General features: G+C 67.7%; 11 protein-coding genes, 1 pseudogene and 1 other annotated feature. Of the genes and pseudogenes, 3 read left to right on the plus strand and 9 right to left on the minus strand.

The features are described 5' to 3' along the window. Positions 1-216: 216 nt before the first annotated feature. From brxC to AZOLI_RS14540, 3 genes are read right to left on the minus strand one after another with little or no spacing between them, the layout of a single operon-like run. The gene (brxC, locus tag AZOLI_RS14530; RefSeq protein WP_014187927.1) at positions 217-3,663 is read right to left on the minus strand and encodes a BREX system P-loop protein BrxC; all 3,447 of its coding nucleotides are present in this window, start codon (positions 3,661-3,663) and stop codon (positions 217-219) included. Further along, positions 3,660-4,223 carry a BREX protein BrxB domain-containing protein gene (locus tag AZOLI_RS14535; protein ID WP_014187928.1) on the minus strand — a complete coding sequence of 188 codons (564 nt, stop codon included), beginning with the start codon at positions 4,221-4,223 and terminating at the stop codon, positions 3,660-3,662. The genes brxC and AZOLI_RS14535 overlap by 4 nt, the downstream gene beginning before the upstream one ends. Position 4,224: 1 nt before the next feature. After that, positions 4,225-5,022: a hypothetical protein gene (locus AZOLI_RS14540; protein WP_044551321.1), complete on the minus strand. Its 798-nt coding sequence runs from the start codon at positions 5,020-5,022 to the stop codon at positions 4,225-4,227. A 661-nt stretch (positions 5,023-5,683) separates the two neighbouring features. On the opposite strand from AZOLI_RS14540, the gene AZOLI_RS14545 reads away from it, so the two are divergent. Both AZOLI_RS14545 and AZOLI_RS14550 read left to right on the plus strand, forming a co-directional pair. Beyond that, complete coding sequence (locus AZOLI_RS14545; RefSeq protein WP_162488205.1) at positions 5,684-8,035, plus strand: tyrosine-type recombinase/integrase; 2,352 nt, start codon at positions 5,684-5,686, stop codon at positions 8,033-8,035. A gap of 103 nt (positions 8,036-8,138) precedes the next feature. After that, positions 8,139-8,507, plus strand: coding sequence for a hypothetical protein (locus AZOLI_RS14550; protein ID WP_014187931.1), 369 nt, complete (start codon positions 8,139-8,141; stop codon positions 8,505-8,507). A gap of 107 nt (positions 8,508-8,614) precedes the next feature. On the opposite strand, the gene AZOLI_RS14555 is transcribed toward AZOLI_RS14550, so the two are convergent. After that, positions 8,615-9,268 (minus strand): Wadjet anti-phage system protein JetD domain-containing protein, encoded by a 654-nt coding sequence (locus tag AZOLI_RS14555; RefSeq protein WP_014187932.1) that lies wholly within the window; start codon positions 9,266-9,268, stop codon positions 8,615-8,617. A 110-nt stretch (positions 9,269-9,378) separates the two neighbouring features. Between AZOLI_RS14555 and AZOLI_RS14560 the strand changes: the two genes are divergently transcribed. Beyond that, on the plus strand, positions 9,379-9,771 hold the full coding sequence (locus AZOLI_RS14560) for a hypothetical protein (protein ID WP_044551328.1): 393 nt from the start codon (positions 9,379-9,381) through the stop codon (positions 9,769-9,771). Positions 9,772-10,329: 558 nt separating this feature from the next. On the opposite strand, the pseudogene AZOLI_RS14565 reads toward AZOLI_RS14560, so the two are convergent. The 5 genes and pseudogenes from AZOLI_RS14565 to AZOLI_RS14585 form a co-directional block, all read right to left on the minus strand. Next, positions 10,330-11,121, minus strand: a pseudogene (locus tag AZOLI_RS14565) (transposase); the annotation flags it as partial. A gap of 38 nt (positions 11,122-11,159) precedes the next feature. Then, a protein-coding gene (locus AZOLI_RS14570; RefSeq protein WP_085938476.1) for an IS3-like element ISAli4 family transposase occupies positions 11,160-12,391 on the minus strand; the annotation gives its coding sequence in 2 pieces (ribosomal slippage) (positions 11,160-12,097 and positions 12,097-12,391; 1,233 coding nt in all). Continuing rightward, positions 11,991-12,107, minus strand: a sequence feature (AL1L pseudoknot). Its footprint overlaps the gene before it by 117 nt. A 50-nt stretch (positions 12,392-12,441) precedes the next feature. Beyond that, on the minus strand, positions 12,442-12,708 hold the full coding sequence (locus AZOLI_RS33270) for a TolC family protein (RefSeq protein ID WP_244442591.1): 267 nt from the start codon (positions 12,706-12,708) through the stop codon (positions 12,442-12,444). Further along, the gene (locus AZOLI_RS33275; protein WP_048816523.1) at positions 12,705-13,076 is read right to left on the minus strand and encodes a hypothetical protein; all 372 of its coding nucleotides are present in this window, start codon (positions 13,074-13,076) and stop codon (positions 12,705-12,707) included. Before AZOLI_RS33275 ends, AZOLI_RS33270 begins: the two co-directional genes overlap by 4 nt. 74 nt (positions 13,077-13,150) lie before the next feature. Then, entirely contained in the window at positions 13,151-23,158 is a 10,008-nt protein-coding gene (locus tag AZOLI_RS14585) for an ELWxxDGT repeat protein (protein ID WP_014187935.1), read from the minus strand. Positions 23,159-23,181: the final 23 nt, after the last annotated feature.

The following is a 23,181-nucleotide window of genomic DNA, read 5'->3' on the forward strand; positions in this document are numbered from 1 at the left end:
GCGCAGCTTGGCGCGCAGCTTCTTCTCCTGGTCGGTCAGATAGCCGGGGCTGGCGGACAGATGTACCCCCAGCCGTTCCAGCGCCTTGCGCGCCCCGACCTCCGCCAGCACCCGCGCTTCGCGGACCCTGGTCTCCAGATTGCGGCGAAGATCACGCGCCAGCGATGCCATCGGACAGGCTCCCTTTCAGACGTTCTTGTGCTCGCATGCTTTTCGTCAGCTCACCATCACCGGACCGTCGCCGAGGGCGTCGGTCAGGGTCGCGCGCGCCTTCGCCAGCCACGCCTCGACTTCCTCCGGCGTCTTCAGCGTGGTGCGCTCCAGCATGACCATGCGGACCTTGGGCTCCAGCAGCTTGGCCGCCTTCTCCAGCGCCCGCTGAACCCGGCCGGCGACCGCGTCGATTTCGGCGCGGGCGGTGGGCAGGGGCTTGCGGTCGAGATGCTGCAACAGCGTCTCGTCCGAGGACAGGTTGGGGTCCGCCGGCGCCGTCAGCCCGACATCCGCGAGGATGGAGGCCTGCTGGTCGGCGGCGAGCCGGCCCCACAGGACGTTCCCGGCGAGTTCCGCCTCCGCCGCCCGATGCGCCTTCAGGTGCGCGGCATGGAGCGTCCCGACCTCCTCCCGCAGGAGGGCGGCCAGGGCGGCCCGCACCGGCGTGACGTGGTCGGTCCCGTCCAGCAGCAGCCGCTTGTCCCGGATCGTCTCCACCTGCTCCAGCGGGTCCTTGGCACCGTCCAGGCCGCGGGCGTGGCCGGACAGGCGATCCAGCACCGTCCAGGCCGGCAGGCGCTTGTCCTTCAGCTCCTTCAGCGCGGTCCATGCCTCGATCCTGGCCGTGAAGTCCGCGGCCTTCGCGTGGATCGCGTTCAGCCGCTCGTTGCCGGCCAGATGCTCGATGTCGGCGATGTCCTTGGTGTCCGGCGATGCGGGCAGGGGGGCAGCGCCGCCCGCCTCCGCGCCGAGGCCCTTGAGCTTGGAGAGGAATTCCGGCGCATTCGCCGCCAGCTGTTCCGCTGCATTGGGGACGCCGAGCAGCTGATAGAGCTTCCGCAGGGCCAGCTTCTGCGTGGCGCTGAGCGTGAAGCCCTCCTTCCGGAAGTCGGCCTTGGGGATGCGGTTGTGGTCGAGGTGTTTCGGGGCGATCACCTCCCCGTTGGCCACGGCCGTGACCACCCCGGCGCTGTGCAGGGCGACCAGCGCCGCATCGATGGCCTCCTTCGGCCAGCCGAGCGGCGGTGCCTGAAGCTCCTTGCGGATATCGGAGCCGCTCCGGCCGGCGCCGATGGTGGTCAGCACCTGCTGGCAGACCGGGTGCGTTTCCAGGGCGCCGGCATGGCCGACCACCTGGAACGGATTGTCGGCTCCCTCCCGCGCCCGCTTGAAGACGGTCTCCCAGTGACCGCTGTCGGCCTCCTTGAAGCGGGGGAACAGGCGGACAAGCGAATCCTCTGCGGCCGCTTCGATCTGGTCGGCCACGGTCAGGCGCATGACCTCGTTTCCGCCGCCCTGATACACCTTGGTCTGGCCGACGATCTCCTTAACCAGGGTCTGGACGGCCTTGGTCGCGATGCTCAGCCGGCTGTCCATACTGAGCTTGGCCTCTTCGCCTTCCTTGGTGGAGGGAATGCCCTTGGCATCCAGCGTGGCCTTGGCGGCGATCATGTCCCGGATGCCGTCCCTCAAGGCGTCCGGATGCGCCCGTGGGATGAAGACGAAGATGGTCGGGCTTTCGTTGCCGGCGGCGCGCGCGGCGTCCTGGGCCTGCTTTTCCGTGCTCGTCCAGCCGTCCCGCATCCAGACCTGAATGACGCTGGTCTCGGCCGGCGGCGGCGTGTCGCCACGGTGGATGGCGAGCTTGCGGAGTTCCTTCGCGTCGCCCTGGAGCAGCTGCACGCCCTTGATCGCGCTTTCGAACTCCGCTCCGATCAACTGTTCGCGGCGGAAATAGACGGTGGAGGTGTCTGCGGCGGCCCGGTTCTGCTGAGCCCGGAATTCCCGGTCCCACTCGGTACCCTCGCGGGTCTGAAGCCGGTACTCCTCGTCCACCGGCATCAGGTCGCCCCGGTCGACCAGTCGCTTCAACATCTCGTCGACGTCCGCCCGGAGCCTGCCGTTGTCCGCGGTCAGATCATCGACCAGCAGGTCGGCGATGTGCTCCTTGGTCGAGCGGATGCCGGTGTCCATACCGGCCTCGCGCTTCAGCCGGTTGATCAGGAACACCACGCCGCAGATGCGCGCGGCCAGATCGCCCACATCCTTCCGAACCTGGAGGATGCGCTCGTTGATCTCGCGCAGCAGGATGCCGGTGTTGACCAGCTCCGGCGCGAGCGCCTCATAGAGCTCGTCGGCCGGAATCAGGGTCCCCAGATTCCGGTCCGCCCGCTTGTGCAGGGCGTCATGGACGATGCGGAGCTGCGAGCGCAGTTGGCTCTGGGTGCCCCCCGCATCCAGCTGGCGAAAGCATTCCTCGAAAAAGCGGCGGCGGACCGGCAGGATCGGGTAGTCATCCACGATGACGGCGCGGTCTTCCGGGCCCTCCTGGATGCGGGTGCCGCTCAATTGGCGGGAGACCTCGCCGGCATGGGTGTCCAGCGTGCTGCGCACATTCCCCAGTGCGGCGGGCTTCTTCTGAAGCAGGACCTTCCGAGTGACGGTCTCCACATCAATGTCGGACAGCGGCACCCGGACGGTGAACCGGTCCATCAGACGCTGAAGGTGGGGGGCCGAGCTCAGCGCGCTCTGGCCGGCGCCGACGATCATGACGCGGCCGTTCATCTGCTTCGACACCGCCTCCGCTACTTCGGAGACCAGCACCGACCGGTCATGGACCGTGCCGATGTACTGTTGAACCTCATCCAGGACCAGCAGGGTCAACGGAATCTGGCCGTCGTGGCCGCGGAGCCTGAGGGCAGCCCGCGCGGCATCCAGGAATTCCGTCGTCGTGATGTCGGTGAGCTTCTGCGGAAACTGCTCGCGGAGCAGAAGCCGGACCTGACCGGGGCCGGTGGCCAGGTCCGGGATGGCCGACATCAGTGCATTGGCGATCAGCGGGCTGACATAGAGGCTGTTGAGTTCGGCATTGAAGTCCTTGCCGGCCGCTTTCACCGCGTCGCGTATGTGATCGAGCTTGCCTTGCTCTTCCAGCCAGAGGCAGAAACGGGCGGGCGCATACTGCTCCGGCAGACCGACCGCGCGCAGGATGACGGACAGGATGGTCAGGCGGACCGCATCCGTGCCCCCATTGGGCATGGCCCCGGCGGCGGCGAGCAGCCCGCCGGCCCTCTTCCCCTGAGTGTCCAGTTCCTTGAGGAGCTCCTTCACTTCGTCCGGCAGGCTGGGGACGAGGGCGCGGGCGGTGGCGCCGTCAGGAAATGCCGTGTTTTGCCACAGATGACAGAGCATCTTCAGCAGGTGCGACTTGCCGCTGCCGTAGAAACCGGAAACCCAGGCCCCGGGAAGGCTGGTGCCGCCATTGAGAAAGGCGCGGAGGATCTTGATCATCCCGTCGGCGTACTGGCCCTCGCAGACGAAGCTCTTCAGCTCCTCCCGCAGCTCCAGCATGGCTTTCTCAGTGTCGCGGTCGTCGACCAGGCGAGCCTGACCGTTGTTGGCAAGACGCGTCTGGCCCGGATCGCGCAGCAGAACATCCTTCAGCTTCATGACTGTGCTCCCCCTCCGTGCATCGTGATCGGCACGGCCAAGTAGTTCCACCCATCCCGCGCATCGAGCAGGCGGTACGTGTTGTCCTCATACTGCCCCGGGAAGAAGACCAGCAACCGGCCGCGAATGTCCGGCTCAACCAGGGTCAACACGCGCGAAAGGCGCGTAAAGCCGAAGAGTGAGCCGGCGCCGATGACCGCAACGACCGTGTCCTCATCAACGGCCGGGTCGGTCAGCGCCAATCGAATGCGATCGGCAACGAAGCCGGCGAACTCCGCATCCAGCTTCAGTTGCAGGTCTTCCGGCATCTCGAAGTACGCGTCGCGGTATTCTTCGCCCGCCATCCAGGCAGCAAAGCTGTCCGTGATGTCGACCGTTCGCCACGTCTTGCCGGCTTCAGCCGTGGCGATCTCGAAGTTCTTGAGGCGCGCCCTCAGGGCGCGCTCAGCTTCCTTCTCATAGACGAGCATGACGATGCGCTGCGCTCCCGCGACGGTACGCTGCCACGGCAATTTGATGTGGCGTTCGTAAACCTTTGCAAGATCTTCGATTCTCGCCATGTCAGCGCTCCCAGAAGGTCCCGTCGAGGCGCGCGAAATCGAGCGTCACGACCTGTTCGGCGATGTCCATATCAAGCAGTCGCAGGCGGCGCGCTTCGCCTGCCAGGCGCAGGGCATGCGGCTGCTCCAGGTCGAGTGTGTTGACCCATCCGCTCTGGAAGGCTTCCGTGTCGCTGAACCCAGCTTGGCAGGCGATCCACAGCGCAAAGGCCACGGTGATCGGTGTCGCGATGACCTGCTGTCGCCGCTTGAAAGTGCGTCCGATCAGATGACCGGATTGCGTCCAAGAACTGGCTGTGTTGCGCAGCACTTTGTCGAGCACTGCTGCGCTGAGCCGATCACCGGAGGTGTTGAGCAAGGCCGACCGTACGGCACCCCGCTGCAAGTCTTCGCCCGGCCTGAGTTGCAGTACGGCAGGCGCTGTTGCCAGCAAGAGCGGGTCCCGCGCCAGACCTGCCAGAAGGGCGAGGAGGGGCCGGCTGGTCTCGTCCAAGCGCCACAGCCGTCGTAGAATTCGGAACAGCGGGACCGTGGGGTCCAGGGCGTACAGCTCTCCGAGCCTGGTGTAGCTCAGTCGGCGTGTTGCGGCCGTTTGCTTGCCAAGCCGATTGTCCTGGATGATCAACTCGGCATACTCGGCGCGATCAGACGGTTGCGGCTCAATCGATAGCAGGGTCGACAGCTCCGCAAGCATGATCGTACGGCTTGTATGCGTGCCACCCGCATGCGGCCGTAGCCCAACGCCCGATTTGAACGGGCGTCCCACCGGGAAGAAGCTCGTGAAAGAGACGGCAGCCATTGGGGTATCCGCGATCGTGTGATACCACCATGATGTCATCGATGAGAAAGCGCAACAGGGAAGCCGGCAAGTTTGCCGGCTTTCTGGTGAGCTAACAGCCTGAGCCCGGCGTAGTCGGCTTCCTCTTCCGAACACTCCGCTTCATACATCGCAGGATAAAGTTGAGGGAGCGATGAAGCGCATGCCAGTGAGGTCGATCGGCATTGCACGGTGATCCGCGCCGGACCTGTCGAAAGCTACTGGTTGGGCGGTGCCGCCCTGCCGACGACCTCGGCTTGAGCATGGTAGCGTGCTATAGCCTTGCCGGTGGAATGTTCTTTGTCTGCTCATTGAGTAGACATCGCTTGAGTGTGGCACTGACTGGCTTCGTGAGGGCTGGCCCTCAGCGTCAACTACTGCGCCACTCTGGTGCCCAAGCTGGTGCCCCTTCCCTGGTGCCCAGCGATCACCTTTAATCAGGAGAACGGCGGCGGAACTGGCTTTCTGAGCGGTCGTGACGAGGCGGGCGGACGGGAGTTCAGAATCCTAGTCCCCCAACCAACCTTTCCTAGAAATCCTTGCACATCAGGCACTTAGGGCGAAGCCAGCAGGCTGGTCCCCCAACTGTGCCATCGGCCTGTGCCAACGACGGTTCGGCGCCCTTCACAGGGGAGTGCCGGGGATGTCGCTTGGGGTCCATCTCTACCGCCGCGGATCCGTCTACTGGTGGCGCCGGATCCTGCCGGTGTGTGGGGCTGCGGTCGGGGATGAAGGCGCCCCGGAAAATTCGTCGAAAAAAATTGCTGGTCGGGAGATACGCCTCTCCCTGCGGACCAATATGCCCGGCCTCGCACGGCAGCGAGGGCGGCGTCTCAGCGTCGTGGTCGATGCCGTGCTCGCACTCCTCGGCGAGGTCATGCAGGCCGGCACCATCGACACCAGCGCGCTCCGCGCCCTCCTCCAACCGATCCTGCTCGGCGAGCTGGAACGGGCTGAGGTGGCGCGTGCCCTGGGCGGGGAGCGGGGGCCGGAGGAGATCGCCCGGCGGGTCCAGGCCGAACTCGACGCCGTCGCCACCATCGAGGACGCCGTCCGGCACAACCGGCTCGACGCCGCCCGCGCGGTGCTCGAGCGCGCAGTCACCGTCGGCCTGCCGGTGCCGGCGGCGGAGACGGCCGAGCACAGCTACCTCGCGCGACTGGTGCTGCGCGGGCTTCCCCGCATTCACCGCATCAACGCCGAACGGGAGCAGAATCACTACGACGACCTCGAGGACGTCCTGCCGCCCTTGCCGGCCAGCAGCATGGCGGTCGGCATGCCGGCAGGCGCACCGTCTGGCACTGCGGTTCCCGGAGTCGAGGGGCGGCCTGCCACCGTCGTGGCGCCGTCGGCACCGGCGCTGGTGCCGACCGTCATGCCTGCGCAGCCGGCGGTGCAGTCCTCCTTGGTCGCGGCCCCCGTGGCATCAATTGACCCCGTTGAACCCAACACCAGCCCGGTGCCCAACCGGAAGGAGGTGGAAGCCCACCCGCACTCGCAGGCCGCTCAGCCCGCCGTCGCTGCGGCGGCGTCCGTGCTCGTCACGACGTCCTCTGCCGCGGCTTCAGCGGGCTCGACCGGCCCCGCTGCCAGCGTTGTCGACCGGACGCCCGAAGCGACGACGGTGGAAGCAAGCCCACAGCCGCAGAAAACCAGCCCGGCAAAGGACTGGACGATCCAGCAGGCCATGGGCGAATGGGTCCGCCGCCGTCAGCGGGATACGAACCCCCACAAGACAGCAGCTCTGTGCAAGGAGGAGGAGCGGAACTACCGCGTTGCCGCGGAGCTGTTCACCAGCCTCATCGGCGACCGCCGTGCCGTCGAGGTGACGGAAGAAGACCTGTTGCGGTTCCGGGGGGAACTGCACCGGGTTCCGAACCTGTTCGGCCGCGGCACCTATCGCAACATGACCGGCGCCGAGGCCGTCGCCAGGGCCGACGCGGTGACGGCGTCCCAGCAGGCTGCGGTGATGGCGCGTGCGGAGGACGGACAGCTCGACCGCGACAATCTGGCCCACGAGATGCGCGACGCGGAGGTGCCGCGCCTGTCGATGAAGACCGTCAACAAGCATCTCGACAAGATCAAGGGGCTGCTCCGTTGGCTCCGGACCACAATTAAGGTGGCGATTGACCGGGATCTGCTCGATCTCAAGATCCGCTACGATCAGAAGGACATCGGACGCGCGGCCAACGCCGATCGGGAAGCCTTCTCGAGCGCGGAGATGCGCAAGCTGTTCGCCAGCCCGTGCTGGACCGGCTGCGCCGGGGTGGACTACCGGCATCGTCCGGGCTCCAACACGGTGAAGGACGCCAAGTTCTGGATTCCGCTGCTGGCTGCCCTCGAGGGCGTGCGGCTCGGCGAAGCGGCGCAGTTGCTGACCACCGACATCCAACTGCGCTGCTTCGATCAGGAGGACTTCACCGACTGGGATGTCGATCTCGACGATCCGTCGGGGCCGTGGCCCCGTCTGCGGCGGTTCTCGCCCAAGGACGCGGACGGTGTTCCCACCGTCGGCATCTGGTGCATCGACGTCATACCTGAGGACGGCAAGAGCGTGAAGACCCCCTCTTCGAAGCGGATCATTCCGATCCACCCGCTGCTGCTCGAACTCGGCTTCCTCGACTACGTCGACGCGCAGAAACGCGCCGGCAAACGGGACCTGTTCCCCGGCCTCCGGCCAGAAAAGGCGACGTGCGCCGGCGAAAACCTTGGGGAATGGTTCAGCCGCTACCTCGAGTACATTGGGATGAAGCGGGAACGGCTTTCGTTTCATTCGTTTCGCCACAGCTTCGACACGCACTTGCTCAACCGCGAGGTTCCGGATGTCCGGGTGAGCGAGCTGATGGGGCACGCGCAGCACGGGCAGACCCGAAACCGCTACTACAAGGGCGCGCGGCTGGCGAAGCTGACCGAGGCGATCGCGTCGATCAACTACCGCCTCCACACGGCCATGGTCGACGGCCAGCTGTGCCTGGTGCTGCCGCCGGGCGCGTGAGTGGGGAAGATTCCGCAAATTTGGAGGACGCCCCCGACGAGCGAACCGATCTTCCCTTCCCGGCACCGCAAGGACGTGGTGCCCTCGGTAAGGAACGGAACGCATGACTGACACGATCGACACGGAGTGCATGATCCTCATCGCCACGCTGAAGCGTGATGTGGAATCGCTGAAGAAGGTGAGTGACGCAGCCGCTGATGCCATGCTGGCTGTCTATCGGACGGCCGTGCCGCTGGCGAAACACGAAGAGTCGCTCGAAGCAATGCTCGAGGGGTTGGATCAGGCGCTGGACAAATCGCTCAAGCTGACCAAGGCGCTCCGTAGCCTGTCCTGTCGCATGGAGAATGATGAGATCAGCGGGCACGAGCTGGCGGAAATCCTCGCCCGCAAACACTATCTCGATCGCCGGGGCTACACATCCTGGACTTTCGCTCCGCTGGTGCCGGAACGCGATCCGGCGCCGGGCGAATAGCGAGATCGGTCACCCTTTCCCTTTGTGGATGATGCCGGACGCTGCCTGCCGCGCTGATGGGGGGCGCTACCGAAAGCGTTGCCAACGGGCACTGGATCCACGGCCTCCTACCCGAGTAGGAGGCCGGTTTCCACAATCGTCCGAGCGATGATCCCGGCCGCTCCGGGACGGCGGCTGAGCGCTGTCAGGTCGGCGGTGCGGCCGGCGCGCCCGAAACGCCGCACGGTCGATGCGTCCATCAGGTGGGGAACGACCGCGGCCCCGAGACTGTCCTCCAGATGTCCGGCGATGCGCGCGCCGCCGGCGTCGACGTCGCCCCAATGGAACAGGCGGGGTGGCGTCGGGGCCGCGCGGAGCAGATGGCGCAGCGCCCGAAGCACGGTGAGGCTCGGGAAACCCCCGGTGTAGACCACGCACACGTCCGCCTGCCGCGCCTCGCGCACCTGGCGGTGAAAGGACGTGAGGTTCTCGACCGTCAGAATCGAAAAGGGGCCTTCGCCGTCCCAGGACAGCCCGTCCAGCCATTCGCGCTGGACAGCCACGAAGGGCGGGGCCGTGCCGGGCAGCAGGCCGTCCTCCGGAGCGTTCCCGAAGCGTACGGTCACCGGACCGCTGAGGAAGACCGGGGCCGGGAAACGCGTCAGGCCGAAGCGGGCGAGGAGCTCGTCATCGGACAGCCCCTCGTCCGTCGTTGGCGCGAGGCCCGACGACGGGGCGCCCTCCGCGTCCTCGGCGTCGGCCTGTGCCACCGAGCGCAGCATCCGCACCAGCCCGGTCCGGTGCCGTTCGACGATCTTGCTGGCTCGGTTGGGTTCGCCAGCGCGTCCGGGTCCACGCTCGGGGCAGGCTCCTTTGGCTTGCGGCCCCGCTTGTGCTTTCCGGTTTCCTGCTCCTCGACCTCCCGCGCCGCGATCCTCTCCTTCTGACGGGCGGCGACCGCAGTGGCGCGGGCTTCCAGCTTCTCCGGGCACGCCTTCAGGCGGGCCTGTCGGTCGACGTGGCAGCCCAGGTCTTTCGGCATGGGCGGGCCGCCGGCCTCGGTCCCGAACTGACGGTCCTCCTGGGCATCGGCCATCTCGGTTTCCGTCAGCATCCGGCTGATCTGCTCCGCGATGGTGCCGGCTATGCGGTTTGCGTCCAGCGCCGGGTTGGCCTTCACTTTCGTGCCGTCCAACGCCACCGGCCCCAGCTTGATCAGCCCGGCCTGGCGGCACAGCTCCTCGCCGCGGTGACAGACAAGCGCGATTACGGCAGCGGATGCTGATACGGTGCAGAGGATGTGACAATGAGCTGACGTATTGTCCTTATCAGCTCATTGGCGGTAACTGCTTGTATGGGGTTTTCGGTGCTGTCAAGCCGGTTATCTCCGTTTCCTCCCTCCAGTCCCGCAACTCAATCGCACCGTGGCCGCTGCGCAGGACGGGGGCCGGGTCAAGGGCGCGCACGGTCGGCGCCCGTGGCGCCGAGTGGTGCGGCGCGCCCTTGAGGCGGACGCCGGCCGGAACACGCTGCGTTCGCCCCGAAAGCCTCGCTTTCGGGGCTGCCCCGCGGCGAGCGGTCTTTTTGCCTTCGTCCCGAGGGGAGCCCGCCATCGGGCGCGAACCATCGCGCCGCGTCCTTGTATCCGGTGGGTCCGGCTGGACCCGAACCATGATGCAGCCATGCGCATCGGCGGCGAGGCTCCGGGGCGGCGGACCCATTCTCACGGTCGGCATGGAGGCCATGCAGTTACGCGGGACCCCGCCACCTCGGATCGTCGGCGGCACCCAACGGCGGCTGGGCCGGTGGGTGCCGGATCTCTCTATGCCTCCCTCGGGGGCGGTCACGCAGTCGGGCGCAGGACCACGCCGTCGGGCACCGCGCCCGTGGTTGCAAACCGCCACAGAGCCACCAGCAGCTTTCGGGCGAGTGCCACGACCATCGTCTTGCAGGCGCCGCGCGCGTTCTCGGTGCGCTGGCGGTACCAGCGCGCCAGGGCGCTGTCCTTCTGGAAGATGAGGAAGCGCCAGGCCAACTGGATCATGCCGCGGCGGACCCGGGCATTGCCCGAGCGGGCCAAGCCCTTGTCCCGGCGTTTGGAGCCGCTCTCGTCGGGCGAACCAGTCAGGCCGGCGTAGCGCGCCACCGCGCGGCGGTCCCGGAGATCGCGCGAGAGCACCTCGTGGACCAGCATGTCGGCGGTCTCGACCCCGACACCGACGACTTGGACCAGCAGGCGTACCATAGCGTGGGAGCCGGTCACCGGCATGCGCTCCAACTGCTCCAGGCGCGCCCGCTCGATGGCCTCGATCTGCTCCCGGATCAAGGCCAAGCGGGTCATGTCGCGGCGCAGCTCGGCCAAGGCGTTGGGCGGGATCGGCTCCCCTTCGGGGGTCCGGACCGTCTCCAGCCGCTCCGGCGCCTTCTTGAGCGTCGGGTTGAAGTCGCGGACGCCCAGACGGACCAGGGTTGCCTTCATGCGGTTGACGATCCGCGTGCGCTCCCCGACTAGGGCCTCGCGCTCGCGGCTCGGCCGCTTGGCGTCCTCCTGCCCCACGGTCGGGACGGCGGCCATCTTGCAGTGGTCGCGCTCGCCGCGCAGCCAGCCCAGGAAGGCGCGCTTGAGCAGCTCAGTGAACCGCGCCGGTTTTCCCGGAGACCATTTGTGTTAAATCACGCCGCCATGGCGACGTCCTCGGTTTGAGCATAGTAGCGCGCTTCGGCCTCGGCGGGCGGAGTGTTGCCGATGGGTTCGAGGAGGCGCCGGTGGTTGAACCAGTCGACCCATTCCAGAGTGGCGAACTCGACAGCCTCCAAGGTGCGCCATGGCCCGCGGCGCCGGATCACCTCGGTCTTGTAGAGACCGTTGATGGTCTCGGCCAACGCGTTATCGTAGGAATCGCCAACGCTGCCCACGGAAGGCTCGACCCCAGCTTCGGTGAGACGCTCGGTGTAGCGAATCGCAACGTATTGCGATCCCCTGTCGGAGTGATGGATGAGGCCGCTGCCCTTGGCCGGTCGGCGGTCGTGAAGTGCCTGTTCGAGCGCATCCAGAACGAAGCCGGCGTGGGCTGTGCTGGACACCCGCCAGCCCACGATGCGGCGCGCGAAGGCGTCGATGACGAAGGCCACGTAGACGAAGCCCTGCCATGTCGATACGTACGTGAAATCGGCCAACCACAGGGCGTTTGGGCGTGGCGCCTGGAATTGGCGGTTCACCCGGTCAGCAGGGCATGACGCCGCCCGGTCGCTGATCGTGGTGCGCACCACCTTGCCACGCATCGCTCCTTTCAAGCCCATCTGCTTCATCAGTCGAGCCACTGTGCAGCGTGCCACGTCGATACCCTCCCGCCGCAACTGCCGCCAAACTTTACGTACCCCATAGACCTGGAAGTTCGCGTCCCAGACCCGCCGGATAGCCTCCCTCAGCACTGCGTCGCTTCGCGAACGGGCCGGCGCCTTGGACGGATCGGCCTGTCGGGCGGCATGGGCGTAATAGGTGGACGGGGCGATCGGCAGCACTCGGCAGATCGGCTCGACCCCGTGAACGGCGCGGTGCGCGTCGATGAAGGCGATCATTTCCGGAACGGGCGGTCGAGCTCCGCCTGGGCGAAATACGCCGACGCCTTGCGTAGGATCTCATTCGCCTGGCGCAGCTCCCGCACCTCACGCTCCAAAGCCTTGATCCGTTCCTGCTCGTCCGTTGTCGGCCCCGGCCGCTTGCCCTGGTCACGCTCGGCCTGCCGGACCCAGCCCCGCAGCGTTTCCGGAGTGCAGCCGATCTTCGCCGCGATCGAACTGATCGCCGCCCACTGCGAGGCATGCTCGCCTTCGTGCTCGAACACCATCCGAACCGCGCGCTCGCGCACTTCAGGGGCGTATTTGGGTGATGCCTGTTTCGTCATGAGGACCCCATCCTCTCAGGAAATGGGGCCTCCGACAAACCCGGGGCGGTTCACTCCAGCGTGCGGGCGTCGCGCCGCGCGCCTTCGACACGGCGTTCCAGCGGCTCGATGCGCTCCAGCAGCCGCTCGGCGGCCACCGCCCGCCAATAGGCGGTCCGCACGTCCTGAAGGATGCCCTGGACGACGCGGCGGCGGCGTTCGTCGGCGACCAGCACAAGGTTGGAACTTTGCCGCGCCCGCAGATAGCTGACGCCGAAATCCAGCACGTTCCAGGTGAAGCCGAGATCACCGGTGCGGCGCCCGGTAGCGAGGTTCAGGCTTTCCGATCCACTGTCGTTGTTGCGCCCGACATAGCCCGCCGCGCCACCACGCGCGGCAGCATGTCGTAGTGCGACAGGTCGAGCTGCTGACTGGCGACCGCCGTCTCCATCACCTTCACGCGTTCGTTGAGGTTGTACTTGATGGCCTGCGCCATCGCCTCGTGCATCGAGATCGCCTTGGTCACCGGCTCCTGCGGGGCGAGCGCGACGCTCAGATCCGTGCGCACGCGGGCCAGATTGTCGGCGGCCATCAGCGGTTCCGGCGTTACCGCGCAGCCGGCGGCCAGAAGGGATGCGCACAGCGCGGTGGCCGGAAGCGCCGAGGACAGCCGGGGGCGGCGAAGGCGGACGGTCGGAGTCTTCATGGGGAGGCGTGATCCGTTTTGGCGTGAAGAAGGCGAGGCGGAGGGAATCGGCTGTACCGGCAGCCGAATCGCCGCTAGGAGGCCCGGCTTTCAGGAAGGACATGGTTGGCGAGCGCCGCCAGCAGGGCCGAGGCCCCAGCCGGGCCACCATAGGCGCGGGCCACCTGATGGGCGAAGCCCGGCGAAACCCGGCCCACAAGCGCTACGTCGGCCTGGCCGCCCGTTCCGCCTCCCCGTTGTCCAACGTCCTGCCGGGAGGTGGAACCGTCCGGAGCATCGGTGCCGCCTCGATCCTGGCCTTGCGGATTCGGCGGCTGTCCCCGGCCTTCATCGGCCGGTGCGTTGCCTTGGTTGGCATTGCCCTGGCCCCGGCCGGGAGCCCCCTGGTCCGGCGCGGTGCCGCGCTGTGGCGTGCCGGTGCGGGGACCTGCTTGGCCGCGCGGCTGGCCGTTCCCATCGGTGGGACCAGTTCCGGAAGGAGTGCCGGTGCCGATGCCTCCATTGTTGGGGCTCCCCGGCAGGCCACTGCCCAGGCCGCTTCCACCCAATCCATCACCGCCGGCCCCCAGGCCACCGCCCCAACCACCACCCAAGCCCCCGCCCAGCGCGCTGCCACCGCTGGAGCCGGAGCTTCCGATGCCGCCCGACAGGCTGCTCGAGCTGCTGCCACTGCCACCCGAACCTTGCCCGCCGATGCTGCTCAGCGTGATCGAACGCCCGGCGTCGCTGCTCGACGAGCCGCCGCTGATGCTGCCCAGCGTGATCCAACGTCCCGCATCGGTGCTCGACGAACCGTTCGTCAGGCCGCCGCTGTCGCCAGGCAACGCCGGCGCCGAGGACGATCCGGCGAACGGGTTGGAAAACGAACCGGACGAGGGACTGTTGGCCGTCGTCGGGGCCGTCGCCGGCACCGCGCTGCCCGGCACCGTGACCGCAATCGTCGCCAATCCGCTCTCGTTGCCGGCGGCGTCGCGTGCCGACACGCTGATCGACCGGCTCGACGCCGCTCCGGCGAAGCTCGGGTCGCTGGCGCTCGACCGAAGGCCGATCGCCCGCACCGCCGCCTGGTAATCCGCCACCGAGGCGACGCCCGACAGCACGATCCGGTTGCCGTCCCGCGTCGCCGTGATGCCGTCGGGCAACGCGCCGATCACCAACTCGTCGCCCGCCCGCGCGTCGGTCAGGGTGACTGTCACCCGGTCCAGCGCGCTCGCGTCGGACAGCGACACGCCGCTGCCGATCGACACCGTCGCGCCGGTGCCCAGGCTCGGCGCGGTGCCGCCGACCGACACCGTCGGGCCGCGCGTGTCCACCGTGATGACCAGGGCGTCGGACAATTGTGTGCCGGCGTTTCCGACCGCGTCGGTGGCACTGACCTGGACGCGGTGCGTGCCGTCCGACAGGGCGCTGCCCAGCGTCAGGCTCCAGCCCCCCGACGCATCGACCCGCGCGGTGCCGGCCGCCGAGCCATCGACGAAGACGGTCACCGTGCCGTTGGCCGTCGCGGTGCCCTGCAAGGTCGGTTGGGTGACGTTGGTCAGACCGTCGCTCGACGAGGCGCCACTGTCGCCCGACGCCAGCGTCGGGGCGCCCGGCGCCGCCGGGGTCGTGGTGCGCACGGTGAAGCTCTGGCTCGGCGATGTGCCGGTGTTGCCGGCCCGGTCGGTCGCCGTCGTCTGGACGCTGTGGTCGCCGTCCGACAGTGCGGTGGCGACGGTGAAGCTCCAAATCCCGTCGGCTCCCGCCGTCACCGTGCCGATCAGGGCGCCATCGAGGATGACGTTGACCGTGCTGTTCGGCTCGGCCGTGCCGGTCAGGGTCGGGCGCGTCACGCTGGTGATGCGGTCGCTGGTCGGGGAGCCGTTGTCGGACCCCGCCGCCAGACCTGGCGCCGCCGGCGCCGTCGCGGTCGCGTCGATGGTCAGCGCCAGGGGCGGCGAGGCCGCACTGACGTTGCCCGCCAGATCGGTCGCCGTGGTGGTGATCGACCGGGCGCCGTCGGCCAGCGGGGTGGCGAAGGTGAAGCTCCATTGCCCGTTGGCGTCGGCCGTCGTGGTGCCCAGCGCGACGCCGAAGACCAGTACGGTCACGGTCGATCCGGCCTCCGCCGTGCCGCTGATGGTCGGGCGGTTGATGTTGGTTAGCCCGTCGGTCGCCGACGCGCCGCTATCCTGTCCGGCCGCCAGGACCGGAGCCGACGGTGCGGCGGGAGCCTCCGTGTCGATCAGCACGCCCTGGGTTCCCGGCACGCCGTTTAGCGTGGTCGGAGCCGGGGTGCGAGCCAGATCGGCGATGGTGGCACCGTGCATCGACAATTGCTTGACCTCGATGCCGTTCAGGTCGTTGTCGCCCGCCTGCACGACATAGTCGAACCGCAGGACCGTGTTGGTACTGCCGACGGCGTTGTAGACCGCCTCGCGCGTCACACCGCCGACGTCGATCAGGATCGACGGGGTGCCGCCGGCGACCGCCACCGTCTCGCTGAACTGCACGAAGACGCTCAACGTCCTGCCGACGCCATACATCCCGTCCGCCGGAACGACGACGTTCACGATGCTGGGCGGGGTGGTGTCGATGGCGATGTCCTTCGACCCGCCCAGCGACGCCGCCGCCCCCGTCGTCGGCAGCGTCAGCGTCGCGGTGTTGCCCGACGCGTCCTTGATGGTGCCGCTGTTCAGGCTCAAGGCCCCGGCGTCCAGATCGGCGGCGGTGTCGCCGGACTGCACCGTGTAGGTGAAGCTCAGGGTCTTGCCGCCCGACCCGCCGGCATAGGTGGCGCTGCGTCCGGTGTTCAGCGACAGGGTCGGCGCGCCGGTGACCGTCACCGCTTCCGAGAAGGTCACGGTCAGCGTCACCGTGTCGCCGGTCGTGTAGGAGCCGTTGGCGGTGGGGGAGGTCACGAGATCCACCGTCGGGATCACACTGTCCACCTTCACCCCGCCGGTGCCGGGGGTGCCGTTCAGCGTCAGGGTGGCCTCGTTGCCGACCGCGTCCTTGATGCTGCCACCGTTCAGCACCACCGCGCGGCCCACCACGATGCCGTCGGCGTCGCTCTTGTCCGCCGGCACGGTGTAGCGGAAGGTCAGCGTCCGCCCGCCCGATCCCGACACATAGGCGGCCTGCGCCACCTCGCCGTTGTCGAAGGTGATCGGCAAGGTCGGTGCGCCGCCGACCGTCACCGCTTCGGAGAAGGTGACGGTGAACTCCATCACCCCGCCGGCCAGATAGGTGGCGTCGGCCGGCACCGTGACCGACGAGACGGTCGGGGCCGTGGTGTCGATGACGATGTCCTTCGCCCCGCCCAGCGACGTCCCGCCGCCGGTTGCCGGCAGGGTCAGCGTCGCGCTGTTGCCGGCGGTGTCCCTGATCGTCCCCGACAGCGCGCCGGTCGAGCCGTAGTCGAGATCGGCCGCCGTCTCGCCGCTGCCCACCGTGTAGGTGAAGGTCAGGGTGGAACTGCCCGATCCGCCGGCGTAGGTCGCCGTGCCGCCGCTGTTCAGGGCCAGCGTCGGCGTGCCGGTGACATGCACCACCTCGGAGAAGGCGACGGTGATGGTGACGGTGTCGCCCGACTTGTAGGTGCCGTTGGCGGTCGAGGCGGTGACCGACGAGACGGTCGGCGCGGTGGCGTCGATGGTGACCGACTGGCTCGGTGAAACGCTGGAGACGTTGCCGGCGCTGTCGGTGGCCTTGGCGGTGACGCTGTGGGTACCCGCCGTCAGGGTCGAAACGGTGATCGAATAGTTGCCCGACCCGTCGGCGGTGCCGGTGCCCAGCACCGTGGTGCCGTCGGTGTCGTAGAGCGTGACCGTCGATCCGGCCTCGGCGATGCCGGTGAAGGTCGGGGTGGCGGTGCTGGTGATCCCGTCGGCGACCGACGTGCCGGTGTCGCTGCCTGAACCGAGGGTCGGAGTGCCCGGCGCGCCGGGGGCGCTGGTGTCGATGGTGACCGCCAGCCCCGACGAGACGCTGGAGACGTTGCCCGCCGCGTCGGTCACCTTGGCGGTGACGGTGTGGGTACCCGCCGACAGGGGCGTGCTGGTGATCGACCAGTTGCCGCTGCCGTCCGCCGCCGTGGTGCCGAGTACCGTGGTACCGTCGGTGTCGTACAGCGTGACCGTGCTGTTGGCTTCCGCCGTGCCGGTGAAGGTCGGGGTGGTGGTTTTGGTGATGTTGTCGATGCTGGAACTGCCGGTGTCGCTGCCCGCCGTCATGTCCGGCGCGCTCGATGCGCCGGGCGCAGCGGTGTCGATGACGATCGCCTTGTTGGCGCCCAGCGAGTTGGCCGCACCCGGGGTGGCCAGCGTCAGGATCGCGTCGAGGCTGGTGGAGCTGTCGGCGATGCTGCCGCCGTTCAGCGTCAGCGCACCCGTCGAGGCATAATCGAGGTCGGCCGAGTTGTCGCCGTCCTGCACCGTGTAGGTGAAGGTCAGCGCCGTCGTCCCCGACCCGCCGCTGTATGTGGCGCTGCGGCCGGTGATGCCCAGCGCAAGCGCCGGCGTGCCGGTGACCGTCACCGCCCGGTTGAAGGTGACGGTGATGGTGACGGTGCTGCCGGCCTTGTAGGTGCCGTCGGCGGTGGTGGCGCTGACCGACGAGACGGTCGGGTTGACCAGCGCGGTCACGACGAGGTCGTTGCCGGTGCCGCCGACGTAATCGACCGTGTAGAGGTCGCCGTTCGTGCTCAGCGTGTCGCCCTGCGCCAGCCCCGACAGGGTGTTGGACACCGCACCGCTGCCGGTCTGGTTGACGACCGTGTAGGTGGCGGCGTTGACGGCGGCGAAGCTGTTGACCCGGGCGACTGTGACGGCGCTGGAGCCGCTGGCCAGCGTGACGCCGCCGCTGACGATCACCTGGTCGTAGCCGGAGCCGGCGGTCGTGCCGGCGATCTCGACCGCCAGGGTGCCGCTCATCGACAGGTTGCCGTTGACGGTCAGCGAACCGATGCCGTTGTTGGTCCCGGCGACGCCGGGGGCCAGCGTGGCGCCGGAGGCCACCGTCAGCGTGTTGGAGGAGCCGCTGGCGAAGATGCTGCCGGTGCCGCCCAGCGTGGCGCCGGAGGCCACCGTCACCCCGCTGGTGTCGCCCAGCGCTCCAGTCACCAGCACCGTCCCCGCCGACACGGTGGTGCTGCCGCTGTAGGTGCTGCTGCCCGACAGGGTCAGCGTGCCGGCCCCCGACTTGGTCAGGTCGAAGGAGCCGTCGATGGTGTTGCTGAGGGTGGCGGTGTATCCCGAGCCGACATCGATGGTGGCGGCGCCGCTCAGTTGGATGTAGTTGCCGAAACTCCCCGTCACCGCGAAGCTCAGCGTCGTGCCGGCGGCCAGATCGACGCCGGACGCACCCAGACCGCCGGTGGAGGCGGCGATGATCGTGCCGGCGAAAATGCTGGTGCCGCCGTTGTGGGTGTTGGTTCCCGACAGGGTCAGCGTGCCGCTGCCCTGCTTGACGAGGGACCCGCCGCCGGAGCCGCTGATGACGCCGCTGAACTCCGTCGACGTGTTGTTGCCGCCGGCCGTCAGAGTCCCGCCCAGCACGATGGCGCCGGCTCCGGCGATCGACCCCACCGTTTCCGTGTCCGGCACCGACAGCGTCGCCCCGCTCGCCACCGTCACCGCGCTGCCGTCCGCGATGACCGAGACGCCGGACACCGTCAGCGTGCCGCCGGACACGGTGGTGGCACCGGTGTAGGTGTTGGCGCCCGACAGGGTCAGGCTGCCGGCACCCGACTTGGTCAGGCCGCCGGTGCCGGACAGCACGCCGGAGAAGCTGGTGGAACCGCTCGACGGGCTGACGGTCAGAGTGTTGGCGCCCAGCGTGACGTTGCCGGCACCGCTCAGCGAACCGATGGTCTCTGCGGCAGAGAGTGCCAGGGTGGCGCCGGAGCTGACCGACACCGCGTTGTCGTCGGCGATGGCCGAGCCGCCCGACACCGTCAGCGTGCCGGCCGACACGGTGGTGGCGCCGGTGTAGCTGTTGGCCCCCGACAGGGTCAGCGTGCCGGTGCCGGTCTTGGTCAGGCCGCCGGTGCCGCTGATGACGCCGTCGAAGCTGGTGCTGCTGTTGGCGACGCCGGTTGTCAGCGTGTTGCCGTTCAGCGTGACGCTGCCGGCGCCGGCCAGCGACCCGATGGTCTCGCTGCCGGACAGGTCCAGCGTGGCGCCGCTGGATACCGTGACGGCGCTGCTGTCGCCGATGCCGCCGTCGACCGTCAGCGTGCCGGTGCTGACGGTGGTGGCGCCGCTGTAGTCGTTGCTGCCGCTCAGCGTCGCCGTGCCGGCGCCGCTCTTGGTCACCGCACCGCTGCCAGAGAGCTTGCTGGAGACGGTCAGCGTGTCGCTGCCGCCGTTGCTGATGGTCAGCACCGTTCCGGTCGACACGGTGATGGTGCTGCCGGCGATGGTCAGGCCGCTGGCGGCGTCGGAGTCGAAGGTCAGGTTTTCCGTCACCGCCAGGCCGGAGCCCAGCGTGATGGTGCCGTTGGCCAGCCCGCTGGCGAACTTGATGGTCTGGCTGCCGGTGGTGTCGGCCAGGGCGATCGCCACCGCCTCGCGCAGGCCGACGCCATCGGCCACGCCGGTGCCGGCATCGTCGGCGGTGTTGGTGACATAGATGGTGTCGCTGGTCACCGTCACGTCGGCGGTGGTGCTGCCGCCGTTGCCGTCGGTCAGGCTGTAGCGGATGACGGTGTCGCCGGTCGGCGTGTCGTTCCGGTACAGGATGTTCCGCATCACCGTCTGGATCAGCGTCGCGGTAGCGCTGCCGTTGAAGGTGACGGTCAGGGTGCCGTTCGCGTTGGTGACGGTGCCGAAGACGGCATTGGAGTTCGCCGTATCCAGCAGGCTGCCGCCGCTCTCCGAGAAGGAGGCGTTGCTGTTGAACGAGAAGATGTCCGAGGGCAGCGGCGTCGCCGTGCCCGAGACCGAGCGGCGGACCGTCAGGACACTGCCGGTCCAGCTGCCGGCGCCGTTCTCCGTATCGGATGCGGTGGCGGCGGTGCCGGCATCCAGCAGCACCGTCTGGCCTTCGCCGGCCCAGGCGACGCTGTCGCCGTCCAGGTTGCCGATCACCGGGGGGGCGTTGGCGTTGGCGACGGTTGCCGTGACGCTTGCCGTGCTGGACGTGCCGCCGATCCCGTCGGTCAGCGTGAAATTCACGGTGCGGTCGCCGGACGTGGTCCCCGATGTATCGAAGGTGATGTTCTGCAACACAGCCGAAACGACCGCCGCCGTGGCGCTGCCGTTGAAGGTGACGACCAGATCGTCGGCGCCGGTTCCACCGGTGTAGGTTCCGACAACGGCACCACCATAGGTGACCGTGCCGCCGGAAGCCCCGACCTGCCCGGTGGCCGTGCCCTGGTTGCGGATTCCCAGGAAATCCTCGCCCGTGACCCGGCCCGTGCCGATCGACACCGTCAGCGTGCCGTCGTTGAAGCTGGCGGCATCGGCGTCGGAGGCGCTGGCGGCCGTGCCCTGGTCGATGACCGTGGCGTCGTCGGTGGGAGCGACCGTCACCGCATCGCTGCCCAAATTGCCGATGACCGGCAACTGATTCAATGCAAGCGGCTTGAAGGATACGATGTAGCTGACGGAACTGCTGAGACTGCCTGAATTGATGTCCTTCAGCAAAAAGGTGCCCGCCGTCGTCCCGTCGGTAATCCAGGGTTCGGAACCGCTTGTGCCGTCGTTGGCCTTGAACATGACCCTGCCGTCGGCCAGCAGGGTCAGCACTGTCGGGCTGGAACCGTTGCTTCCGCTTCTGATCTCCTTCAACAGCGTGGTGCCGTTGGCCGTACCGTCGGTGACCCAGAGCTCCTGTCCTGACGTGGATGTCGTGGCCGCGAGCACGGCCTTGCCGTTCGGCATGACCGTGATGGACGTCGGGTTGGAGCCCGAGCTGCCGCTGTTGATGTCCTTGACCAGAACGGTGCCGTTGGCTGTCCCGTCGGTGATCCAAAGCTCCCGGCCGGTCGTGGACGTACTGGCGCTGAACAGCACCTTGCCGTCCGACAGCAACGCAAAATTTGTCGGAGAAGAACCTGGCGTTCCAGATTCGATATCCTTCAAGAGGACCGTGCCGTTGGCTGTGCCATCCGTGATCCACAACTCCGACCCATTGTTGGTTGAGCCGTTTGTCGCACCGAACAAGGCCGTGCCGTTCGGAAGCGCAACGAAGGATGAGGCAGAGGATCCTGTGGAACCGGCATTGATGTCCTTCAGCAGAACCGTCCCCGCCGTGGTCCCGTCGGTGATCCACGGCTCCTGTCCGTTTGTGCCGTCATCGGCCAGGAACAGAACGGATCCATTCGACAGCTTGGTGAAATTGCTAAGATTGGAAGTGGAGGAACCGACTTGAATATCCTTCAGCAGAACCGTCCCGGCCGTGGTCCCGTCCGTGATCCAAAGCTCCCGTCCGTGTGTGCCGTCATCGGCCACGAACAGCATCCTGCCATCGTTCAATGCAATCAAATTGCTCAAGGAACTGTTGCCGCTGCCGGGATTGATGTCCTTCACCAGGGTCGTGCCGGCCTGCGTGCCGTCGGTGATCCAAAGCTCGTTGCCGTTTGTGGCATCGGTCGCCCCAAACAGGATCTTGCCGTTCGACAGTGTGGTGATGAGTCCTGGGTTCGAGCCGCCGCTGCCGCCGTTGATATCCTTGACCAGAACGGTGCCGGCCGCTGTGCCGTCGGTGATCCAAAGTTCGGTGCCATTCGTCCCGTCATTGGCGCTGAACAGCATTTTGCCATTGGGGAGCAAGACGATGGCTTGGGCATCGGAGCTGTTGGTTCCGGGATTTATGTCCTTCAGCAGGAAGGTGCCAGACGTGGTGCCGTCGGTGGCAAACAATTCCCCACCCGCCGTGTTATCGAATCCGTTGAAGATGACGCGAATTCCGGTGGTGAAGCTGTAGGCCGTGCCATCGGTGACCGCGGCGATCGGGTTGGGCGTGGCGGCCGTGTCGGTGATGGAACCGGCGGTGAACAGCACGGTGAACTGGCTGGCGGAAGCCAGAATGCCGCTGGGATTGATGGTCAGCTTGTCGCCGCTGATGGTCAGGGTGCTGCCGTCGCTCAGCGTGATGCCGCCGCCCGAAGCCGTCGAAACGTCGAAGACCGCCGTGTTCAGCCGGGAGGTCATGTTGTACAGGGTGATCTTACCGGACGTCCCGAGGGCGATGTTCTCACTGAAATCGATGACGATGTCCGCATCGACCGCCACCGCGGTGGTACCGTGGGCGGGGACGGAATTCGCGGCGTCAACGGTCGGCGGGGTGGTATCCGGAGTGGACAGCAGCCCATCGAAACCGGAAAAAGAGATGATGGATCTTGCACCGTCCGCGACGGTGCCGTGGCTGAACTCCAGAAGACCGTCGCCGCCTTTCGCGGTTGCTCCCGTGGGATTTGTCGAGGCGGCCACATCGGCCCCGCTGAGATCGGCCAGTGTGGCGATAAACGCGCTCCCCGTTTTCGAGGCGACGGAGCATCCATAGAGAAGAAGATCGCCATCCGCCTTGAGGGCCGCCCCGAGAGCCGCCAGGTCCGCGCTCCGCGATTCCGCCGTCGCGCTGTCCAGCGTCACCGAGCCGAGCGATATCTGCCCCTCTGCGCCGTGGCTGATGATGTGGATGGCGTCATAGCCGGTGTGGGTCTTCGCCCATTCCGCCATCTGCGACAGGCCATCCTGGTTGGAATCCAAAAGCACCACCTCGACGCCGGCTTTCACCCCGTCCACAAGGGTCTGGTAACCCGCGGTGTTGGTCTCGACGAAGACGACGTCCTTCCTGCCATCGTTTCGTGCCGGGTCGGCGGCACGGATTTCCACCGGGGCGGTTGCGGCGGGCGTGACCTCGGCGACCGCCTGGGCCAGTGATGGGCCGGCGCTGTGGTCGGTGCTGTCGTGGCTGGCAGCCACCGGATCGGCGGCATGGTCGCCGGCCGTCGCCTGATCGGCGGTGGCGGCGCCGGCTGCGTCGAACATGAACCGTGGCTCCAGCGCGAAGCCCAGCGGCGGCCGGACCACCGGCTTGCCCGCCGCTCGGGCCTTTTTCGCCGAACCCTTCGTCCATATGAACGAGAAACTCATCACCGCTCCCGCCTGTCGATCGG

This window comes from Azospirillum lipoferum 4B, assembly GCF_000283655.1.
Lineage (GTDB): Bacteria > Pseudomonadota > Alphaproteobacteria > Azospirillales > Azospirillaceae > Azospirillum > Azospirillum lipoferum_C.

Bases quoted from the DNA above. Each gene is read 5' to 3' on its own strand.
- AZOLI_RS14555 (WP_014187932.1), bottom strand. From the start codon at position 9,268: ATGCTGCGCTCGGTGGCACAGGCCGACGCCGAGGACGCGGAGGGCGCC.
- AZOLI_RS14535 (WP_014187928.1), bottom strand. From the start codon at position 4,223: ATGGCGAGAATCGAAGATCTTGCAAAGGTTTACGAACGCCACATCAAA.
- brxC (WP_014187927.1), bottom strand. From the start codon at position 3,663: ATGAAGCTGAAGGATGTTCTGCTGCGCGATCCGGGCCAGACGCGTCTT.
- AZOLI_RS33275 (WP_048816523.1), bottom strand. From the start codon at position 13,076: ATGAAGACTCCGACCGTCCGCCTTCGCCGCCCCCGGCTGTCCTCGGCG.
- AZOLI_RS14550 (WP_014187931.1), top strand. From the start codon at position 8,139: ATGACTGACACGATCGACACGGAGTGCATGATCCTCATCGCCACGCTG.
- AZOLI_RS14585 (WP_014187935.1), bottom strand. From the start codon at position 23,158: ATGAGTTTCTCGTTCATATGGACGAAGGGTTCGGCGAAAAAGGCCCGA.
- AZOLI_RS14545 (WP_162488205.1), top strand. From the start codon at position 5,684: ATGTCGCTTGGGGTCCATCTCTACCGCCGCGGATCCGTCTACTGGTGG.
- AZOLI_RS14540 (WP_044551321.1), bottom strand. From the start codon at position 5,022: ATGGCTGCCGTCTCTTTCACGAGCTTCTTCCCGGTGGGACGCCCGTTC.